This is a genomic window from Streptomyces sp. NPDC052114, from assembly GCF_040680155.1.
GTDB lineage: Bacteria > Actinomycetota > Actinomycetes > Streptomycetales > Streptomycetaceae > Streptomyces.
Map to the genome: position 1 here is coordinate 42,292 of NZ_JBFAWC010000023.1, position 16,336 is coordinate 58,627.

Consider the following 16,336-nt stretch of genomic DNA (forward strand, 5'->3'; position numbering starts at 1 on the left):
CGCACCACGGGGCTCACCAGACCCGGACCGACCCTCCCGGGGCGAACACCGGACTCGTGGCGCCGGCCGGTGTCTCCTTGAGGGGTTCGTCCAGTTCCTGGACCGTGGGTCCCACGCGCGCGGCGATCCGCCCGAGCCGCTCCAGGTCGAAGCCGTAGACGCGGGCCGCGTTCCCGCCGACCATCGCCGCGATCTCGTCCCTGGGCAGCCCGGCGTAGGCGATGCGCAGGCCCTCGCGCGAGAACGGATGGGTGCCTTCGTCGTGCGGGTAGTCGCTGCCCCACATGATCTTGTCGAGGCCGATGCGGTCGCGCAGGGCCGCCTCGTGGGGGCGCATGAAACTGGCGCCCACGAAGCAGTTGTCCCGCCACACCTCGGAGGGGCCCTTGCCCATCGACTCGGCGAGCCCGGCGCCGAACTTCGACTCGGCCGTCCCCGCGGCGTCCTTCTTCGACGCCGCCGCGACGAGCCGCCCGTGGTAGTAGTCCAGCATGCCGAGCACCCCGGGGATCCACCCCGACCCCTGCTCGGTGAGGACCAGCTTCAGCTCCGGGTGGCGGCGGAAGGCCCCGCCGAAGACGAGGTGCCACAGCGCCCGGTGCGAGAACCACGTCGTCTCGACCATGAACACCGCGCGCGCGGCCGGCTCCTCGCCCAGCGGCGGCGAGGCCGAGCCCGCGTGGTGGTTGACCGGCACGCCCAGCTCGGCGCAGGCCGACCAGATCGGGTCGTACGCCGCCGAGTAGAGCTCCGGCAGGCCCGAGCCCGGCGGGGTGCCGGGCAGCATGAGACCGCCCGTCAGGCCCGCCTTCGCCGCCCAGCGGATCTCCTGGACGGCCTGCTCGACGTCGTTCAGGAGGATCTGGAAGACGCCCGCCCTGCGCCCCGGGGCCGCCGCGCAGAACTCCGCGAGCCAGCGGTTGTGGGCGCGCAGTCCGGCCCAGCGCTGCTCGAACTCCTCGTGGGTGGGCGCCGGTGCCATCAGGGAGGCCGAGGGGAAGAACGGCGGGATGGTGTTCGGGAAGACGACCTCGGCGACGATGCCGTCCTCTTCGAGCTCGGCGATGCGGCGGTCGGAGTTCCAGTTGCGGTCGGCGGTGTCCGCGAGGAGGTCCTCGTAGGGATTGACGTAGGTGGCCGCCCACGCGTCGAACGCGTCGCGGTGGCGGGCCTCCAGGTAGTCCCGGTAGTCCAGCAGGTCGGCCCCCGCGTGGCAGTCGGCCGAGATGACGGTGTAGCGGTCCTCGGTGGTGTGCCGTGCGCTCATGCGTCCGCCCCCAGTACCGGGAAGTCGTGGTCGGTCAGCCAGTGGCGGCCCACCTCGCGCGAGCGCGCCCAGGACGCCTCGACCGCCGCCTGGCCGGTCTCGCTCGCGTCCTGGCCGAGGTCGGCGGGGGTGGGGCCGATGCGGCGCGCCAGCGGCGCCAGCTTGTCCGTGTCGAAGCCGAACACCTCGGCGGCGGCCAGGCCCAGCATGCGGCGGGTCTCCGTCACCGGAATGTCGTGGAAGGTCTTCCTCAGCCACGCGCGCGTGTCGGGCCAGGTGCCCTCGGGGTGCGGGAAGTCGCTGCCCCACAGGATGTTGTCGACGCCGATCTCGTAGCGCTGGGCGAGCTCGCGGCGCTTGGTGTTGGTGGCGCAGACGAAGACCTGCCGGTCGAGGTACTCGTGCGGGGCGCGCTTCAGCTCCGCGAACGGGGAGAGCTTCTTGCCGCCGTGCGCGCCCAGGTAGAGGCGGTCCATGAACCACAGGAGGTTCGGCAGCCACCAGCAACCGGACTCCGCGACACCGAACTTGAGGCCCGGGTGGCGCTCGAAGACCCCGGACCAGAGCAGGAACCACAGCGGCCGGGCGGGCCACCAGGTCACTTCGGAGACATAGATCCCGAGGTGGTCGCCGTACTCGTGGCGGGGCGCCGCCCCGGAGTGGGTGACCAGTGGCATCGCGCACTCGGCCGCCGCGGCCCACACGGGGTCGTATCGCCGGTCGTGGTAGGGCGCCTTGTCGACCCACATGGAGGGGATCATCAGCGCGCCGAGCCCCGACTCCTTGGCGCGGTGCACCTCGGCGACGACGCGGTCCACCTCGCCGGTGACGGGCAGCAGCGCGACGCCGCAGTGCCGTTCGGGGTGCTCGGACACGAACTCGGCGAGCCAGCGGTTGTGCGCCTGCGCGCCCGCCATGCCGAGCTCGGGGTCCTGGTCGCCGGAGAGGCCGAGGCCCACTCCGAAGGGGGCGGCCGTCTGGCTGTCGACGGCGTCCGCGTCGGGGAAGACGACCTCGGCGGCCACCCCGTCGCCGTCCAGTTCCTTGAGGCGCTGCGCGGTGTCCCAGCCGCCGCGCAGGCCCTCCTCGTTGTCCTGGAACCACTTGGCGGCGAACGCGTCGTTGCGGATGCCGAGCCGCGTCGCCTCCTCCCGGCGGGCGTCGCGCTCGCCGAGGAACCGGTCGAAGTCCCGGTGGAAGCGGCTGTCGAGGTAGGGCCGGTACTCCTCGGTGGGGAGCCCGGCGTGGCAGTCGGAGGAGATGATCAGGTACGGGTCGTTCTGCTGAGCCGTCATCACACGTCCCTCGGTCGGTCCCGGACGTACCCGTCAGTCCAGGATGAAGCTTTCCAAGTAGGCGGGGTCGGCGCGGTCGAGCATCGACCGCGACCTCGCCTCGATCTGCCGGTCGCTGTGGTCGCTCGCGGGCAGCAGCCAGAACCGGCCGGCCGCGATGCCCTCGGCCACGAAGTCCGCGACCTGCTCGACCGGCGTGAACTCCACCTCCTGGCCCGACTCCTTCATCGCGGCCTCCCACTGGTCGAGGCTGCGGTAAGGGGTTTTGCGGGGGCGGGTCTTGGCGTAGCGGTCGGGGCGGTTGCGGTGCGACTCCCACAGTCCGGTGCGCAGCATGTGGGGTCCTGGGAAGAGCACGGAGGCGCCCACGCGCGCGTGCTCGGCCTTCAGATGGGCGTACAGGGACTCGGTCATCGTCACCACGGCCGCCTTGGTGATCGCGTACACGGAGGCGGTCGGCAGCGGCGCGATGCCGCCGTCCGAGGAGGAGGTGTTGACGACGTGGCCCGGTGCGCCGCCCGCGATCATCCGGGGCACGAAGGCCTGGATGCCGTGGAAGACGCCCCAGACGTTGACCTCGAAGGCCCACTTCCAGTCGTTCGGCTCGTGCTCCCACATGCGGCCCTCGGCGCCCGAGCCGACGCCCGCGTTGTTGCACAGCACGTGGACGGCGCCGAACTTCTCGTACGCCTCGTCGGCGAGGGCGAAGACCTGCTCTCGCGAGCCGACGTCGACCACGCGCGCGTGGACCGTCGCCCCGTCCTCGCGCAGCGCGGCGGCCGCCTTCTCCAGGGCGCCCTCCTCCACGTCGGCGAGGACCACCTTCAGGCCGTCCGCCGCGAAGCGCCGCGCCATGGCCAGACCGATGCCGCTCGCCGCGCCCGTGACGACGGCGACCTGCCCTTCGCGCAGTTCCATCTCAGACGCTCCCCTCGGGCGGCCCGTCGAGGATCTGCGCGGGGTCGTCGTAGCGCTGGTGGACATAGGGCAGCAGCGCCTGCGCGCTGACGCGCTCGACGACGCGGCCCTGCTGGTCGGTGGTCTTCTCGCCGATGGTGATCTCGACGAGGGCGCGCACCGGGAGGTCGGCCACCGGGTCGTACATCGACTCGCGCAGCACGACGTCACCGGTGACGGCCTCCAGCTTGCGCACCTTCTCGTTGCGCACGCAGTGCACGAGCACCGGATCGCCCTCGAAGCCCGAACCGTCCACCGCGGGAAGGAACTTGAAGTAGAAGTCGGTCTTCTGCGTGGGCTCGGGCAGCGGCAGCGCCCCGCTGACCGCGCCGCGCACCTCCACGAACGCGATGCCGTGCCGGGCGAGCGAGGCCCGTACCACCAGACCGTCGCGCTCGACCTCGACCTCGCCGAGCTTCTTGGGCTCCCCGAAGACCTCGCGCCCGCCGATCAGCGCCCGCTCGTGGGTCATCGGCATCACCAGCGGATACCAGCCCGCCACACCCCCGTGCTCGGCGGCGACGGCCACCGAGCCCGCGCCCAGCGGGTAGCCGGGCAGGTCCACCTTGCTGATGTTCGCCCGCACCAGGGGCCGCTCGGCCGGCTTCAGCGGCGGCGGCAGGACCGCCGCGACCGCGTCGGGATCGCTCTCCCAGACGGCCACCACGCCCGTGGACCAGATGTCGGGGAGCTTGGCGCTCGCGGTGCGCGAGGCGGCGATCTCCGCCTCGGTGCGGGCCCCGTAACGTACGCGTGCCATGTCGTACCGCCCTTCGTCAGCGCGGACTCGTTTCCGCGGCCGGGACTTGCGGGAGGTTCTGTAACACAGTTACAACAGCAGTCGTGAAGGGTAAAGAGACGCGCACGCATCTGGACCGGGAACAGGTCCTCGACACCGCCGCGAACCTCGTCAAGCGGCACGGCCCGCAGGCCCTGACGATGCGGGGCCTCGCCGCCGAACTCGGCACCGCCGTCACCTCCATCTACTGGCACGTCGGCAACCGCGAGTCCCTCCTGGACGCCCTCGTCGAGCGCACCCTCACCGACCTCGGCGAGATCCGCGCCACCGGCACCACGCCCGAGCGGCGCATCGTCTCCGTGGCCCGCGCCCTGCGCCGCCGGCTGCGGGACCACCCGCACCTCATCGCGATGGTCCACGAACGCGGCCTGACCGAGCGGATGTTCCTGCCCGCGCAGCGGACCCTGGTCCACGAGGTGCACGCGGCCGGACTGCGCGGCGCCCGTGCCGCCGACGCCGTGCGCGCCGTCCAGGTGCACGTCGTCGGCCACGTCCTGGTCGAGCGCTACCGCGAGCGCGCGCCCGCGCAGCACCCCGACGAGGGGGAGCTGTGGACGGCGGAGACCGCGGAGGAGGACCCGGCCCTCGCCCGCGCGCTGGCCGGGCCCCATGACCCGGAGGCCCTGTTCGCCCACTCCGTCAGGGCCCTGGTGACGGGGCTGCTCGGGCCGGCCGGCTGAGGCGGCGCGGGCCGGGGAGTTGACGGTCCGCGCGGCGGGGTCGCGGCGCGCCGCGAAGTGGAGATCCGGCCTCCGGTCCGGCCCGGGGGCGCTGACTGTCGGTGGCGGCCCGTATCCTCAGGGACCATGCTCGAAGACCGCACGACCGCAGCGTCCGCAGCCCCCTGGCCGGCCGCGTACCCAACGGGGTACGCGGTCGTCGACGTGGAGACCACCGGCCTGGCCCGCGACGACCGCATAGTGTCGGCCGCCGTCTACCGCGTGGACGCCCGGGGCGAGATCGAGGACCACTGGTACACGCTGGTCAACCCCCAGCGCGACCCCGGCCCGGTCTGGATCCACGGCCTCACCAGCGACATGCTCGCGGACGCGCCGCTCTTCAAGGATGTCGCCGAGGAGTTCTCCAGCCGCCTCGACGGCCGCGTCCTCGTCGCGCACAACGCCGTCTTCGACTGGTCGATGATCGCCAGGGAGTACGCCCGCGCGGAGCGCACCGCGCCCGTGCGCCAGCGCCTGTGCACCATCGCGCTCTCCAAGGAACTCGCTCTCCCGCTGCCCAACCACAAGCTGGAGTCGCTGGCCGCGCACTTCGGCGTCGAGCAGCGCCACGCGCACAACGCGCTGGACGACGCGCGCGTGCTCGCCGAAGCCTTCCGCCCCAGCCTGCACGCGGCGGCCGGAGGCAACGTCCGCCTGCCGCTCCTGGAGTGCCGCCCCCTCACCGAGTGGACCGACGGCGCGCCCCGCATCGTCCGCCAGCCGACGGGCCCGTCGCCCGCCTCCTCGTACCGGCCCGGGAGTTGGCGCCCCTCGCGCAGGCGCCCGGCGTGCCCGTACCCGAACCCGGGGCGTTACGAAGCGGGCAAACCGCTCAAGCAGGGCATGCGGGTGGCGTTCTCCGGGGACACCTCCGTGGAGCGCGAGCTCTTGGAGGACCGAGCCATGGAGGCCGGGCTGCACATCGCGACGAGTGTGTCCCGCCTCACCAGCCTCCTCGTCACCAACGACCCCGACTCCGGCACCTCCAAGACGACGAAGGCGCGGTCGTTCGGCACCCCGGTCATCGACGAGGCCGCCTTCGGCCAACTGCTGCAGGACGTGGCACCCGCCGGGGAGACCCCGCCGTCAGACGGGTGATTGCCGCACGACTCGCCCGCCGACCGCTCGCCCCGCACCGCCGCTGCGCCCACCCTGTGGCGCATGGCACGTTGCGAGGTCTGCGGAAACGACTACGGCATGTCCTTCGAGGTGCACGCGCAGGGCGCGGTGCACGTCTTCGACTGCTTCTCCTGCGCCATCCACCGCATGGCGCCGATCTGCGAGCACTGCCGATGCCGCATCATCGGGCAGGGCGTCGAGGTGGAGGGCCACTGGTACTGCGGCGCCCACTGCTCACGGGCGGAGGGGCGGGTGGGCATCGTCGACAAGGTCTGACCCCCGGCCCGGCGCACGGCGCCGGGCCCCCGCCCGTGGCGGGGTCACCGGCCCTCGACGGGACCCCGCCGTCGGGGGCCGAGCCGTGCGGGGTATTTTCGTTGCGTGTACCGCTTCCTGTTGACCCGGCAGTGGGTGATTCTCACCCTCATCGGCCTCGTTCTCATCCCCTCGATGGTCGAGCTGGGTTTCTGGCAGCTGCACCGCCATGAGCGCCGTGTCGCGCAGAACGACCGGATCTCCGCCGCGCTGGCCGCCCCGCCGGTCCCGGCCGAGAAGCTCACCTCGCCCGGCCACGAGGTGCCCGACGAGGACCTGTACCGCCGGGTGAGCGCCAAGGGGACGTACGACACGACGCACGAGGTCGTCGTGCGGCGCCGCACCAACTCCGACGACGAGGTCGGCTTCCACGTCCTGACCCCCTTCGTCCTGGACGACGGCAAGGTCCTGCTCGTCAACCGCGGCTGGATCCCCGCCGACGGCCCGCAGACCGCCTTCCCGAAGATCCCCGCGCCCGCGAAGGGCGAGATCACCGTCACCGGCCGTCTGATGGCCGACGAGACGTCCGCGGCCAGCGGCATCAAGGACGTCCGCGGGCTGCCGGACCGTCAGATCATGCTCATCAGCAGCGGCCAGCAGGCCGACGCCCTCGGCAAGCAGGTCCTCGGCGGCTACATCGAGCTGACGTCGCCCGAGAGCGACTCCCCCCAGCTGATCGGCGAGCCCGACCACAGCGGCATCGGCGCGCACATGGCGTACGCGGTCCAGTGGTGGCTGTTCGCCGCGGGCGTCCCGATCGGCTGGGTCGTCCTGGTCCGCAGGGAGGTCCGCGACCGCGCCGCCGCGGCGGCCGCCGCCAAGGAGACGGAGCCGGTGGCGGTCTGAGGCGCGGCCCCTCCCGCCACGGAAGGGGCCGATTGACACGGGCCCGCACAGGGAACGCGCACACCGTGCATCAGCCCATCGAGGACCACGCCCTCATCGGAGACCACCAGACCGCCGCCCTGATCGACAGGGACGGCTCCCTGGACTGGCTCTGTCTGCCCCGGTTCGACTCCGCCGCCTGCTTCGCGGCCCTGCTCGGCGACGAGGAGAACGGCCACTGGCGCATCGCCCCCAAGGACGCGGGCTCCTGCACCCGCCGCGCCTACCGCACCGACTCCCTCGTGCTCGACTCCGAGTGGGACACCGAGGACGGCTCCGTGCGCGTCACCGACTTCATGCCGCAGCGCGACCGCGCCCCGGACGTCGTACGCATCGTCGAAGGCCTCAGGGGCTCCGTCACCGTCCGCAGCACGCTCCGGATCCGCTTCGACTACGGCTCGGCCGTGCCGTGGGTGCGCAAGGAGGACGGCCACCGCGTCGCCGTGGCGGGCCCCGACTCCGTGTGGCTGCGCAGCGAGCCGTCCGTGCGCACCTGGGGCGAGGACTTCGGCACCCACTCCGAGTTCACCGTCGAGGAGGGCGAGAAGGTCGCGTTCGTCCTGACCTGGCACCCCTCGCACGAGCCGCGCCCACCGCTCGTCGACCCGTACGACGCGCTGCGCGACAGCCTGGCGGACTGGCGCGCCTGGGCGGCCCACTGCCCCTACCAAGGGCCGCACCGCGACGCGGTCGTCCGCTCCCTCATCACCCTCAAGGCCCTCACCTACGCGCCGACCGGCGGCATCGTGGCCGCCCCCACCACCTCCCTGCCGGAGGAGCCCGGCGGCGTGCGCAACTGGGACTACCGCTACTGCTGGCTGCGCGACTCCACCCTCACCCTGCGCGCCCTGATCTCGGCCGGCTATGCGGAGGAGGCACAGGCCTGGCACGACTGGCTGCTGCGCGCGGTCGCGGGCGACCCGGCCGACCTCCAGATCGTGTACGGCCTCTCCGGCGAGCGGCGCCTTCCCGAGCAGGAGCTTCCGTGGCTGTCCGGCCACGCGGAATCGGCCCCCGTCCGCATCGGCAACGCGGCCGAGAAACAGCTGCAGCTCGACGTGTACGGCGAGGTCGTCGACTCCTTCGCGCTCGCCCAGCGTTCGGGCCTGGCCCCCCGTCCGCACGCCTGGAACCTGCAGCTGTGCCTGCTGGAGTTCCTGCACGAGAAGTGGCGGGAGCCGGACCAGGGCCTGTGGGAGGTGCGCGGCCCGCGCCGCCACTTCGTCCACTCGAAGGTGATGGTGTGGGTCGCCGCCGACCGCACGGTGCGTGCCCTGGAGGCGGACCCGGAGCTGCGCGGCGACGCCGAGCGGTGGCGGAAGCTGCGCGACGAGGTCCACCGCGAGGTGTGCGAGCGCGGCTACGACGCGGAGCGCAACACGTTCACGCAGTCCTACGGCTCCGCCGAACTGGACGCGGCCCTGCTGCTCATCCCGCGCCTGGGCTTCCTGCCGCCGGACGACCCGCGCGTCATCGGCACGATCGACGCGGTCCGCGCCGACCTCGGCCACGACGGGCTCCTGCGCCGCTACGGCACACAGGAGGCGGAGGTCGACGGGCTGCCCGGCGACGAGGGCGTCTTCGTCGTCTGCTCGTTCTGGCTGGCGGACGCCCTGCACCTGGCGGGACGCACCAAGGAGGCGCGCGAGCTGTTCGAGCGCCTCCTCGGACTGACCAACGACGTGGGGCTGCTCGCGGAGGAGTACGACCCCGTGACCGGCCGGCAGCTGGGGAACTTTCCGCAGGCATTCAGCCATATCGGACTGGTGAGCACCGCCCTCGCGCTCTTCGGCGAGGACGCGGGAGGATAGGACCATGGATCTTGGACTGAAGGACCGTGTCTACGTAGTCACCGGAGCCACCCGCGGCCTCGGCAACGCCACCGCGCGTGAGCTCGTCGCGGACGGCGCGAAGGTCGTCCTCACCGGCCGTGACGAGAAGACCGCCGCCGAGGCGGCCGCCGAGCTCGGCCCGAACGCGGTGGGCGTCGCCGCCGACAACGCCGACCCGGCCGCCGCCGAGCGCCTGATCGCCGCCGCGCGCGAGCACTTCGGCGGCTTCGACGGCGTCCTGGTGAGCGTCGGCGGGCCCGCGCCGGGCTTCGTCGCGGACAACACCGACGAGCAGTGGCAGGCGGCCTTCGAGTCGGTCTTCCTCGGCGCCGTGCGGCTCGCCCGCGGCGCGGCGGCCGAGCTCGGCGAGGGCGGCGTCATCGCCTTCGTGCTCTCCGGTTCGGTGTACGAGCCGATCGCGGGCCTGACGATCTCGAACGGCCTGCGCCCCGGGCTCGCCGGGTTCGCCAAGTCCCTCGCGGACGAGCTGGGCCCGCGCGGCATCCGCGTCCTCGGGGTGCTCCCCGGCCGGATCGCCACCGACCGCATGCGCCAGCTGGACGGGCTCTCCCCCGACCCGGAGGCCACCCGCGCCGCCAACGAGTCGGGCATCCCGCTGCGCCGCTACGGCACGCCCGAGGAGTTCGGCCGCACCGCCGCGTTCCTGCTCTCGCCCGCGGCGTCGTACCTGACGGGAATCATGGTGCCGGTGGACGGCGGGGCGCGCGCCGGCTTCTGACGGCGCCCGCGCCACGGCCCGCGGGGCTCAGCTCACGCGTTCGGCGCGGTGCTTGACCCCGCGCAGCCGGACCGTGGCGGGCAGGCTCGCCAGGCCCGCCGAGTCGCGGGCGTGCGCGAGGGCCTGCGTGGAGAGCCGGTGCAGCGCCTCGGACGGCGTGGCGTGGGGTTCGAGCACGAGCTCCACGCGCGCCTGCGGTGTGCTGCGCCGCCCGGTCAGGACGACCTGGGCGCGCTCGACGCCGTCCAGCGTCTCGGCCTCGCCGGTCAGGACGCCCTCCATGGCGCGGCCGCGCAGCAGCGCGCCTTCACCGTCCCCGGTCTCCACCAGGACCTCGCGGAGGCGGCGTCTGCGCAGCTGGGCCGAGAGCCACCACAGCGCGAGCAGCACGAGCACGGCGAGGACGGCGATGACCGTGGGCCAGAACCATCCGTCGCCCCGCCAGCGCGCCCGGTCGGCCGCGCTCACCAGCACGTCGTGCCGTCCGTCGTGGATCCACCACGAGGGCGGCTCCACGCCGAGCCCGACGGCGAGCACGGAGCCGCCGAGGACGAGCAGGACGAGCCCGGCGAGCGCCAGGACCACGCGGTTGACGGTGCGCAGCATCGCACTCACCCCTTCCGGCCGGGCCGGGCCACGTGCACGGAGAGACCGGGAGCCCGCGCGAGGCCCAGGTCACGGATGCCGTCGGCGAGCGTCGCGTCCAGATCGCCGCGTACGTCGTCGAGTTCGCGGAAGTGCGAGACGGCGCGCACGTCCACCTTGGTGCGGGTCATGCGGACCCGCACGGACTGCACGCCGGAGACGTCCATGGCCCGGTCGCGCAGCACCATGGCGGCGGCGCCCCGGTGCAGCCCGGCGCGGACGTCGGAGTGGGTGCGGCGCATCGGCAGGAGCGCGCGCAGACCGGGGGTCGCGGCGAGCACGACCAGCCACACCCCGGCGAGCACCGCGACGGCGGCCCCGGCGAGCACCGCGGTGTCGTCCAGGGGCCGTTCGCCGAGCTGGTGGGCCAGTTCGCGCCGCCAGCGCATCGCGGGGTGGTCGGCGCGCACGGCGACGACGTCGTACAGGAGCAGCCCCGCGCCGCCGAGGACCAGCAGCGCGAGGACGGTCGCGGGCACCCGGCGGGGCGACCAGAAGCGGGGTGCCTTCTCGTCGTCCTCCGAGAGGGTGGGCAGCGGCTGGTAGGCCGCCGCCGACGCCGACTGGCCGAACTCGCTCTCCGCCTGTTCGATGACCGGCAACGGCTGGGTGCCGCCGCCCCCTTGGGGTTCGCTCACCGTGTCCTCCCCTGTGCCGCGGCGCGTACCTGCGCCGAGTGCAGCCGCTCCACCTGGACGGCCACCTCGGGCACGTCCATTCCCGCCAACGCCTTTACCCGCTGGGCGACATGGCGACGCACGGCACCGCACTGACCGCCGATGTCGCAGGGGTAGTCCAGTTCGAGGCTGATGCGGACGCGGGCGGTGTCGTGCCGCACGGACACGGTGGCGTGCGGGGGCGCGCCGTCGGCCGGCACCGACGCGACGGCCTCGCGCGCCGCCCGTGCGGCGATCTTGGCGACGACCCGGTCGGCGATCCGGGTCGCACCGCGCTCACCGGGCGCGACCTGTGCCGCCACCGCTCACCGCCGCCGGTCGCCGCGGGCGCGGAAGAAGTCGCCGGGTTCGAGGTCCCCCTCGACGAAGCGGCCGGCCACGAAGCCGATGGCGCCCAGGGCTGCCACCAGCAGGAACGCCCCGAATCCACCGAAGTATCCGGCGAAGCCCAGTGCCATTCCGGCCACCATGCCGATCACGGCCATGCTCATCGTGCGCTCCTTAGTGAGACGTCCTGCTACTGCAGGCGCCCCTGCGGCTCGTCGTCGTCCTCGTCGGGCAGTTTCACGTCGCTCACGGCGATGTTGACCTCGACGACCTCGAGCCCGGTCATGCGCTCGACGGCCGCGATCACGTTCTCCCGTACGTCGTGCGCGACGTCGGCGATCGACACGCCGTACTCGACGACGATCTCCAGGTCGAGAGCGGTCTGCACCTCGCCGACCTCGGCCTTCACGCCGCGCGTCACGGACTTCGAGCCACCGGGGACCCGGTCGCGCACCGCACCGAAGGTCCGGGCGAGGCCACCGCCCATCGCGTGCACGCCGGCCACGTCGCGCGCGGCGAGCCCGGCGATCTTCTCGACGACCCCGTCCGCGATGGTGGTGCGGCCCCGGGTCGCCGGGTCACCGCCGCCCCGCCTGGTCGCGGACGTCGCCGCGGTCTCGTCCGGGGACTCCTTCTCCAGCGTCCGAGACGTCTTCCGCTGTTCGGTGTCGGCCATCGTCGGTCCCGTCCTTTTCGAAAGGAGATCTCTCTCTTCGAGAGGATCTGCTCCTTCGCCCACACTAAGTGCGGTGGCACGGCAGCGCGCCAGGGATGCGGCAGGCTGGACCCATGACGGGTGAAGGTTGGACCCAGGCGGTGCGCCGACAGCTCGGCCTGGGACGGGTGCTGCCCCTGGGCGGCACGGGAGACGGCACATGGGTGACGGAGGCGGCGGCGGACGGCGCGTTGCGCCATGCGGCGCAACGGGTCACCGGTGTGCTCCTGGGCACGGTGCGGGTCGCGCCGGCCGATCCGGAGCACGCGGACGTCGCGGCCGTGCCGGCGCCGCCGAGCGCGCTGCCGCCCGGTCCGCTGCGGATCACCGCGGAGTTCGCGGCCGCCACCGGCGCACCGCTGCCCGAGGCGGCGGACCGGCTGCGCGGCGCGCTGTCCGATGCGGCGGAGCGGCTGGGTCTCGTGGTCGACGAGGTGGATCTGCGGGTGACGGGACTGCTCGACGGGGGCGACGGCGGCGGGGGCGAGCCTCCGGCGGAGCGCCGGGTGCCCGCTCCGGCCCCGGCGCCCGAGGGCGACGGCGAGGAGGCGCGCGCCGCGCGGGCCGCCCTGGCCGTGCCGGGCGTGGCCCGGCTGACCGGGGCGCTGGGGCGGGCCGTGCACATCGAGCGGCCCCCGGCCGCGGACACGCTGCCGCGCGGCCACGTACGGGTGGAGCTGGCGACGGACCGCGGGCACCGCGCCCTGGACGTGGCGCTCGCGGTCCGTGCGGCGGTCGGTGACGCCCTGACGGACCACCCTTCGGTGGCCGTGCTGGTCACCGGGGTGGGCCTGGAGCCGGCCGGGCGGGGTTAGCGGGCGCGCGTCAGTCGCCGAGGCCCGCGAGGTCGCGCAGCCGTCGGCCCTGGGCGGCGCGTTCGGCGACGCGCTGCTGCTCGTACGTACGGTCCGCGGCGCCCTGGAGCAGCGCCTTGGTCTCGATGACCGCGTCGCGCGGCGCGGCGATGAGCGCGGCGGCGAGGTCCTTGGCCGCCGCGTCGAGCTGGTCCGCGGGCACGACGAGGTTGGCGAGGCCCACGCGCTCGGCCTCGTCCGCGTGGACGAACCGTCCGGTCGCGCAGATCTCCAGGGCGCGGGCATAGCCGACGAGCCCCACGAGCGGATGCGTGCCGGTGAGGTCGGGGACCAGGCCCAGGCTGGTCTCACGCATGGCGAACTGCACGTCGTCCGCCGCGATCCGCAGATCGCAGGCGAGCGCGAGCTGGAAACCCGCACCGATGGCATGGCCCTGGACGGCGGCGATGGACACGAGGTCGCTGCGCCGCCACCAGGTGAACGCCTCTTGGTACTCGGCGATGGTCGCGTCGAGAACGGCGTCCTCGCCGCGTGCCATGTCGAGGAAGGACGGCTCGCCGTCGAAACCCTCAGGCGTGAACGCCTGCCGGTCGAGGCCGGCGGAGAAGGACTTGCCCTCTCCGCGCAGCACCACGACGCGGACACTGCCCGGCAGCAGCCGACCTGCCTCGCTCAACGCCCTCCACAGCGCGGGAGATTGGGCGTTGCGCTTGGCCGGATTGGTCAGCGTCACCGTGGCGACGGCCTCGTCGATGGTGAGGCGTACGCCGTCCTTGTCGAGAACCGGTGCGAGCTCGCTGTCGGACGAAGCCATGAGGTGCCTCCGATGGGATGCAGTCGGGCCGGACGCATGGAAGCGCCCGTAAGTGACTGCACAGTAACCACCCGGCCGAACAGCCGACCGACCGGGTGGTCACCATCGGACCACTGGACAGCGTGCCGCCTGCTGTCAGCCGGCGGCGGCCTTCTTGCCACGCGTCGCCCCGCCGCGTCCCCGCAGCGTGACGCCGGACTCGCTGAGCATCCGGTGCACAAAGCCGTACGAACGGCCGGTCTCCTCGGCCAACGCCCGGATGCTCGCACCGCCGTCGTACTTCTTCTTCAGGTCTGCCGCGAGCTTGTCGCGCGCGGCGCCGGTAACCCGGCTGCCCTTCTTCAGAGTCTCGGCCACCCGTGCCTCCTCATGGGAAGTGCGCTCTGGACTTCTCATGATCACCCCTCCTGGGCTTCCTGGCCACCCATTCGGCAAGGTCCGTACGACGAGGTTTGCCGCTCCGTAAGCGGCGACCACGAGCGGAATTAACGATTCCGCACGCTGGATTTCCTGCGGCCGAACGGGTTGCGCGACGAACCGGCAGGTCAGCGCGGTGCACGTCGGAGAGGCGGGCCATACCCCGGCCCACCGGCAAAATCCGTGTATGCCACACCTCGGTACGAGGACAGCTCACACAGATGAGGGATCACGGATCGGCCGAATGATCCATACGCAGTGGATCAGTGGTTCGATCAAGCGGTGTGGACGTCCGGCACCGGTGCGACGGGCGCCGTCGCACCGGGCCGCGGCGGCTCAGGCGAGCGCGACGAGGTCGGCGTAGTCCTGGCCCCACAGGTCCTCGACGCCGTCCGGCAGCAGGATGATCCGCTCCGGCTGGAGGGCCTCGACCGCGCCCTCGTCGTGCGTGACGAGGACGACCGCGCCCTTGTAGGTGCGCAGCGCGCCGAGGATCTCCTCGCGGCTGGCCGGGTCGAGGTTGTTGGTGGGCTCGTCGAGCAGGAGGACGTTGGCCGAGGAGACGACCAGGGTCGCGAGCGCGAGACGGGTCTTCTCGCCGCCGGAGAGCACACCGGCCGGCTTGTCGACGTCGTCGCCGGAGAAGAGGAACGAGCCGAGCGTCTTGCGCACCTCGACCAGGTCCAGGTCGGGGGCGGCCGAGCGCATGTTCTCCAGGACCGTGCGCTCCGGGTCGAGGGTCTCGTGCTCCTGGGCGTAGTAGCCGAGCTTGAGGCCGTGGCCCTCGATGACCTGGCCGGTGTCGGGCTTCTCGGCGCCGCCCAGGAGGCGGAGCAGGGTGGTCTTGCCCGCGCCGTTGAGGCCGAGGATGACGACGCGCGAACCCTTGTCGATGGCCAGGTCGACGTCGGTGAAGATCTCCAGCGAGCCGTACGACTTCGACAGGCCCTCGGCCATGAGCGGCGTCTTGCCGCACGGTGAGGGCTCGGGGAAGCGCAGCTTGGCGACCTTGTCGCTCTGGCGCACCTCCTCCAGACCGGCGAGGAGCTTGTCCGCGCGGCGCGCCATGTTCTGCGCGGCGACGGTCTTGGTGGCCTTGGCGCGCATCTTGTCGGCCTGCGAGTGCAGGGCGGCGGCCTTCTTCTCGGCGTTCTGCCGCTCGCGCTTGCGGCGCTTCTCGTCGGACTCGCGCTGCTGCTGGTAGAGCTTCCAGCCCATGTTGTAGACGTCGATCGCGGAGCGGTTGGCGTCCAGGTAGAAGACCTTGTTGACGACCGTCTCGACGAGGTCGACGTCGTGGGAGATCACGATGAAGCCGCCGCGGTACGTCTTGAGGTAGTCGCGCAGCCAGACGATCGAGTCGGCGTCGAGGTGGTTGGTCGGCTCGTCAAGGAGGAGCGTGTCGGCGTCCGAGAAGAGGATGCGGGCCAGCTCGATGCGGCGGCGCTGACCGCCGGAGAGCGTGTGCAGGGGCTGGCCGAGCACGCGGTCGGGGAGGTTGAGCGCGGCGGCGATCGTGGCGGCCTCGGCCTCGGCGGCGTACCCGCCCTTGGTGAGGAACTCCGTCTCCTGGCGCTCGTACTTCTTCAGGGCCTTCTCGCGGGTGGCGCCCGAGCCGTTCGCGATGCGCTCCTCGTTCTCGCGCATCTTGCGGATCAGTACGTCGAGTCCGCGCGCGGAGAGGATGCGGTCGCGGGCGAGCACGTCGAGGTCGCCGGTGCGGGGGTCCTGCGGGAGGTAGCCGACCTCTCCGGAGCGGGCGATCGTGCCGGCGGCGGGGATGCCCTCACCTGCGAGGCACTTGGTGAGGGTGGTCTTGCCCGCTCCGTTGCGGCCGACGAGGCCGATGCGGTCGCCCTTCGCGATGCGGAAGGTGGCGTTCTCGATGAGGATGCGGGCGCCGGCGCGCAGCTCGATGCCGGAAGCGGTGATCACGGGTTTCTCCAGAAGCAGAGTGGACGGCGAGAGGGACGACTGGGGTACTCGGGACCGGGGTCTA

Annotated in this window: 19 protein-coding genes; 7 read left to right on the forward strand and 12 right to left on the reverse strand. The window is 72.8% G+C overall.

Annotated elements, in window-relative coordinates; genetic code table 11:
* Positions 1–13: 13 nt before the first annotated feature.
* The 4 genes from AB0L89_RS35725 to AB0L89_RS35740 are packed head-to-tail and all read right to left on the reverse strand — an operon-like array spanning position 14 to position 4,279.
* Positions 14–1,267, reverse strand: a complete 1,254-nt coding sequence (locus tag AB0L89_RS35725; RefSeq protein ID WP_365150866.1) for an amidohydrolase family protein — start codon at positions 1,265–1,267, stop codon at positions 14–16.
* Positions 1,264–2,562 (reverse strand): amidohydrolase family protein, encoded by a 1,299-nt coding sequence (locus AB0L89_RS35730; protein WP_365150869.1) that lies wholly within the window; start codon positions 2,560–2,562, stop codon positions 1,264–1,266. The genes AB0L89_RS35725 and AB0L89_RS35730 overlap by 4 nt, the downstream gene beginning before the upstream one ends.
* Positions 2,563–2,595: 33 nt before the next feature.
* The gene (locus AB0L89_RS35735; protein WP_365150872.1) at positions 2,596–3,480 is read right to left on the reverse strand and encodes an SDR family NAD(P)-dependent oxidoreductase; all 885 of its coding nucleotides are present in this window, start codon (positions 3,478–3,480) and stop codon (positions 2,596–2,598) included.
* Position 3,481: 1 nt separating this feature from the next.
* Positions 3,482–4,279 carry an acetoacetate decarboxylase family protein gene (locus tag AB0L89_RS35740; protein ID WP_365150875.1) on the reverse strand — a complete coding sequence of 266 codons (798 nt, stop codon included), beginning with the start codon at positions 4,277–4,279 and terminating at the stop codon, positions 3,482–3,484.
* Between the two features lie 83 nt (positions 4,280–4,362).
* On the opposite strand from AB0L89_RS35740, the gene AB0L89_RS35745 reads away from it, so the two are divergent.
* The 6 genes from AB0L89_RS35745 (at position 4,363) to AB0L89_RS35770 (ending at position 9,927) form a co-directional block, all read left to right on the forward strand.
* A complete protein-coding gene (locus AB0L89_RS35745) occupies positions 4,363–4,998 on the forward strand; it encodes a TetR family transcriptional regulator (RefSeq protein WP_365150878.1) in 636 nt (211 codons plus the stop codon).
* A 126-nt stretch (positions 4,999–5,124) separates the two neighbouring features.
* Complete coding sequence (locus AB0L89_RS35750; protein ID WP_365150881.1) at positions 5,125–6,135, forward strand: DEDDh family exonuclease; 1,011 nt, start codon at positions 5,125–5,127, stop codon at positions 6,133–6,135.
* 63 nt (positions 6,136–6,198) lie between these two features.
* Positions 6,199–6,432, forward strand: coding sequence for a hypothetical protein (locus tag AB0L89_RS35755; protein ID WP_055702389.1), 234 nt, complete (start codon positions 6,199–6,201; stop codon positions 6,430–6,432).
* Positions 6,433–6,537: 105 nt separating this feature from the next.
* A complete protein-coding gene (locus AB0L89_RS35760; protein ID WP_365150884.1) occupies positions 6,538–7,317 on the forward strand; it encodes an SURF1 family protein in 780 nt (259 codons plus the stop codon).
* A gap of 65 nt (positions 7,318–7,382) precedes the next feature.
* The gene (locus tag AB0L89_RS35765) at positions 7,383–9,167 is read left to right on the forward strand and encodes a glycoside hydrolase family 15 protein (protein WP_365150887.1); all 1,785 of its coding nucleotides are present in this window, start codon (positions 7,383–7,385) and stop codon (positions 9,165–9,167) included.
* Between the two features lie 4 nt (positions 9,168–9,171).
* Complete coding sequence (locus AB0L89_RS35770) at positions 9,172–9,927, forward strand: SDR family oxidoreductase (protein ID WP_365150890.1); 756 nt, start codon at positions 9,172–9,174, stop codon at positions 9,925–9,927.
* Positions 9,928–9,954: 27 nt separating this feature from the next.
* Here AB0L89_RS35770 and amaP read toward each other — a convergent pair whose 3' ends face one another.
* Genes amaP through AB0L89_RS35795 form a run of 5 tightly spaced genes read right to left on the reverse strand, consistent with a single transcriptional unit; the run spans position 9,955 to position 12,252 of the window.
* A complete protein-coding gene (amaP, locus tag AB0L89_RS35775; RefSeq protein WP_365150893.1) occupies positions 9,955–10,542 on the reverse strand; it encodes an alkaline shock response membrane anchor protein AmaP in 588 nt (195 codons plus the stop codon).
* Complete coding sequence (locus AB0L89_RS35780; protein ID WP_365150896.1) at positions 10,539–11,210, reverse strand: DUF6286 domain-containing protein; 672 nt, start codon at positions 11,208–11,210, stop codon at positions 10,539–10,541. Before AB0L89_RS35780 ends, amaP begins: the two co-directional genes overlap by 4 nt.
* On the reverse strand, positions 11,207–11,551 hold the full coding sequence (locus tag AB0L89_RS35785; RefSeq protein ID WP_365150899.1) for a hypothetical protein: 345 nt from the start codon (positions 11,549–11,551) through the stop codon (positions 11,207–11,209). The genes AB0L89_RS35780 and AB0L89_RS35785 overlap by 4 nt, the downstream gene beginning before the upstream one ends.
* A 3-nt stretch (positions 11,552–11,554) precedes the next feature.
* Positions 11,555–11,740, reverse strand: coding sequence for a hypothetical protein (locus AB0L89_RS35790; RefSeq protein WP_365150902.1), 186 nt, complete (start codon positions 11,738–11,740; stop codon positions 11,555–11,557).
* 26 nt (positions 11,741–11,766) lie between these two features.
* Positions 11,767–12,252, reverse strand: a complete 486-nt coding sequence (locus tag AB0L89_RS35795; protein ID WP_365150905.1) for an Asp23/Gls24 family envelope stress response protein — start codon at positions 12,250–12,252, stop codon at positions 11,767–11,769.
* Positions 12,253–12,365: 113 nt separating this feature from the next.
* Between AB0L89_RS35795 and AB0L89_RS35800 the strand changes: the two genes are divergently transcribed.
* Positions 12,366–13,106, forward strand: coding sequence for a nucleopolyhedrovirus P10 family protein (locus AB0L89_RS35800; RefSeq protein ID WP_365150908.1), 741 nt, complete (start codon positions 12,366–12,368; stop codon positions 13,104–13,106).
* Positions 13,107–13,116: 10 nt separating this feature from the next.
* Here the strand turns inward: AB0L89_RS35800 and AB0L89_RS35805 are convergent, their stop codons facing one another.
* From AB0L89_RS35805 to abc-f, 3 genes are all read right to left on the reverse strand, one after another.
* Positions 13,117–13,920 carry an enoyl-CoA hydratase/isomerase family protein gene (locus AB0L89_RS35805; RefSeq protein WP_365150911.1) on the reverse strand — a complete coding sequence of 268 codons (804 nt, stop codon included), beginning with the start codon at positions 13,918–13,920 and terminating at the stop codon, positions 13,117–13,119.
* A gap of 135 nt (positions 13,921–14,055) precedes the next feature.
* The gene (locus tag AB0L89_RS35810; protein ID WP_055550175.1) at positions 14,056–14,277 is read right to left on the reverse strand and encodes a helix-turn-helix domain-containing protein; all 222 of its coding nucleotides are present in this window, start codon (positions 14,275–14,277) and stop codon (positions 14,056–14,058) included.
* A gap of 396 nt (positions 14,278–14,673) precedes the next feature.
* Positions 14,674–16,272 carry a ribosomal protection-like ABC-F family protein gene (gene abc-f / locus AB0L89_RS35815; protein ID WP_365150914.1) on the reverse strand — a complete coding sequence of 533 codons (1,599 nt, stop codon included), beginning with the start codon at positions 16,270–16,272 and terminating at the stop codon, positions 14,674–14,676.
* Positions 16,273–16,336 lie beyond the last annotated feature (64 nt).

What these genes read in the sequence shown, in the direction of transcription:
- AB0L89_RS35795 (WP_365150905.1), bottom strand. Translation starts at nt 12,252, where the DNA reads ATGGCCGACACCGAACAGCGGAAGACGTCTCGGACGCTGGAGAAGGAG.
- AB0L89_RS35755 (WP_055702389.1), top strand. Translation starts at nt 6,199, where the DNA reads ATGGCACGTTGCGAGGTCTGCGGAAACGACTACGGCATGTCCTTCGAG.
- AB0L89_RS35800 (WP_365150908.1), top strand. Translation starts at nt 12,366, where the DNA reads ATGACGGGTGAAGGTTGGACCCAGGCGGTGCGCCGACAGCTCGGCCTG.
- AB0L89_RS35725 (WP_365150866.1), bottom strand. Translation starts at nt 1,267, where the DNA reads ATGAGCGCACGGCACACCACCGAGGACCGCTACACCGTCATCTCGGCC.
- AB0L89_RS35740 (WP_365150875.1), bottom strand. Translation starts at nt 4,279, where the DNA reads ATGGCACGCGTACGTTACGGGGCCCGCACCGAGGCGGAGATCGCCGCC.
- AB0L89_RS35730 (WP_365150869.1), bottom strand. Translation starts at nt 2,562, where the DNA reads ATGACGGCTCAGCAGAACGACCCGTACCTGATCATCTCCTCCGACTGC.
- AB0L89_RS35750 (WP_365150881.1), top strand. Translation starts at nt 5,125, where the DNA reads ATGCTCGAAGACCGCACGACCGCAGCGTCCGCAGCCCCCTGGCCGGCC.
- AB0L89_RS35805 (WP_365150911.1), bottom strand. Translation starts at nt 13,920, where the DNA reads ATGGCTTCGTCCGACAGCGAGCTCGCACCGGTTCTCGACAAGGACGGC.
- AB0L89_RS35770 (WP_365150890.1), top strand. Translation starts at nt 9,172, where the DNA reads ATGGATCTTGGACTGAAGGACCGTGTCTACGTAGTCACCGGAGCCACC.
- AB0L89_RS35735 (WP_365150872.1), bottom strand. Translation starts at nt 3,480, where the DNA reads ATGGAACTGCGCGAAGGGCAGGTCGCCGTCGTCACGGGCGCGGCGAGC.
- AB0L89_RS35790 (WP_365150902.1), bottom strand. Translation starts at nt 11,740, where the DNA reads ATGAGCATGGCCGTGATCGGCATGGTGGCCGGAATGGCACTGGGCTTC.